Annotated in this window: 1 protein-coding gene; it reads right to left on the minus strand. The window is 60.4% G+C overall.

The window, feature by feature from the left end; translation table 11 throughout:
* Positions 1-381 precede the first annotated feature (381 nt).
* A complete protein-coding gene (locus P3T22_RS33180) occupies positions 382-1,365 on the minus strand; it encodes a DUF1521 domain-containing protein (RefSeq protein ID WP_429327281.1) in 984 nt (327 codons plus the stop codon).
* Positions 1,366-1,739: the final 374 nt, after the last annotated feature.

Raw genomic sequence — 1,739 nt, forward strand, 5'->3', positions numbered from 1 at the left:
GCCGCCCGATCCGGGCCTGCGGATACACCCCCCCAACTCAAGCGCCGGCCCGCGCTACGCTCGCTCGGCAATCAGGTTGTCGGTCTCAGCCCGACCATCGGAACAGTAATTTCGCAGAGAAGTTTGGCCGCTTCGGTGCGGCCGTCACAGTGTCTCCAATGTTGTCCAATTTCGCGTCCGCAAAAAGATATCGCGGACGCCATCCTGACCGTACTCCTGTACTTCTTCAAGGCGGTCTTGATCTGATGCATTACCAATTGCGCGGATGCCTCCCGGTTGCTCCCCGGTGCCAGGACGCGATACCAGGGGAGCCTTCATGCCGGCTGGATGTCGCACACATTCACCCCCGGTGTGCGCGGCATGAATGGGGAGGCAACGCGCTTACGCGTTGGCTTTCTTGAGGTCGTTCGCGGTCGGCTGTTTGCCGGTGGTCGGGTCGATCCAGCCGCTGCCGTCGCGGGCTGCCACAACGGTGTAACCATCCGGCGCGGCGGCATCGAGCGCGCGACCGTCGCGACTCTTCTGCACGCTGAGGCCTGCCTTGTTTTCCTGGCTCAGACCGCTGACCTGGTATGCCTGATTACCGCGGGTGATCGTGACCTGATCCGCGTACGAGACCGACTTGTTGTTCGCAGCCGGCTGGGTGCCGACGGTAACCTTGGTGTTGTCCGGCAACTGGAATGTCATCGGACCGTTGAACATCGCCGTCGACTTGCTGGCACTGTTGGCGTGCTGATCGAGATGAGGGTCACCCCAAACCTTCGTCGTATCGCCGCTTTTCGCATTGGTCATGGTCATCGATGAATCCGATTTGTCGAAGTCGAGCTTGTAGTCGCCGAGGTTGATGCTCGCCTTGTTGTTGTTGACCTGGGTGTTGCTCCACTGCGTCTGGTTAGCCCTGCCCGAGTCATGACAGCCGCAGTCGTTGCGCGACGAACTGCGCACACTGTCGTAAGAGAGGCTGTCGAAGCGGCTGCCGCCACGATAGTCATCGCCGCCCCAGCGTGCCGGCTGCTGGTTCGCCACCGGGCCGCGGTTGACAGTGGTGCCCTGCGCGAAGTATGTGTTGCTCTGGCCGTTCCCTGTGCTTTGGCTGAAGACCGAGAACGATGTCTTCGAGAAGCCGCCCGTCATGTTCGACATCTGGCTGGACGGGTTGCGGCCGCTGTTGAAACCAGCGGGAGATGAAAACTGCGACTGTGAGCGGCCTCCGTTGAACGCTGCAACAGGCAAAAACTGCGGCTGTGCGCGACCGCCGGTGAACGCCGCGGCAGGCGGCAACTGCGGCTGTGCATGACCGCCAAGAAGGCTCAGGTTTCCCTGGAGCGAGAACAGTGGACTGTTGATCTGCATGGATGCCTGCATGTCGATATTCCTGAAATAAAAAGTCGGCTTGAACTGGACAGCCGGAACCGCGTTGCCGACGGTATGAAATTGGCTCCGGGTTCAGAAATGGTAAGGGGATTGAATCGTCGGACGGCGTATCTATGTATAGATGTCCAAAATATGTTTGGCCTGCGCCGACGGGCTGGGGCGATTTTCCAGTCGAGATGCCGGATTCGAACCTTCGGTTCGTCGTAGGCGCTGGCTATCGCGGTCGGCTTTATGTCATGGACTTCCCCCCGGCATGACATACGAAGTGCGTGGTCATACAGGATCGGCACCCAGGGTGATGCCCGGCATGTTTCCCTGTCCATGCATCGCGTCCCCCGTCAATCCGCAGACCCGGATCGGGCGGG

The organism is Paraburkholderia sp. GAS348, assembly GCF_050434205.1.
Lineage (GTDB): Bacteria > Pseudomonadota > Gammaproteobacteria > Burkholderiales > Burkholderiaceae > Paraburkholderia.

What these genes read in the sequence shown, in the direction of transcription:
- P3T22_RS33180 (WP_429327281.1), bottom strand. Translation starts at nt 1,365, where the DNA reads ATGCAGGCATCCATGCAGATCAACAGTCCACTGTTCTCGCTCCAGGGA.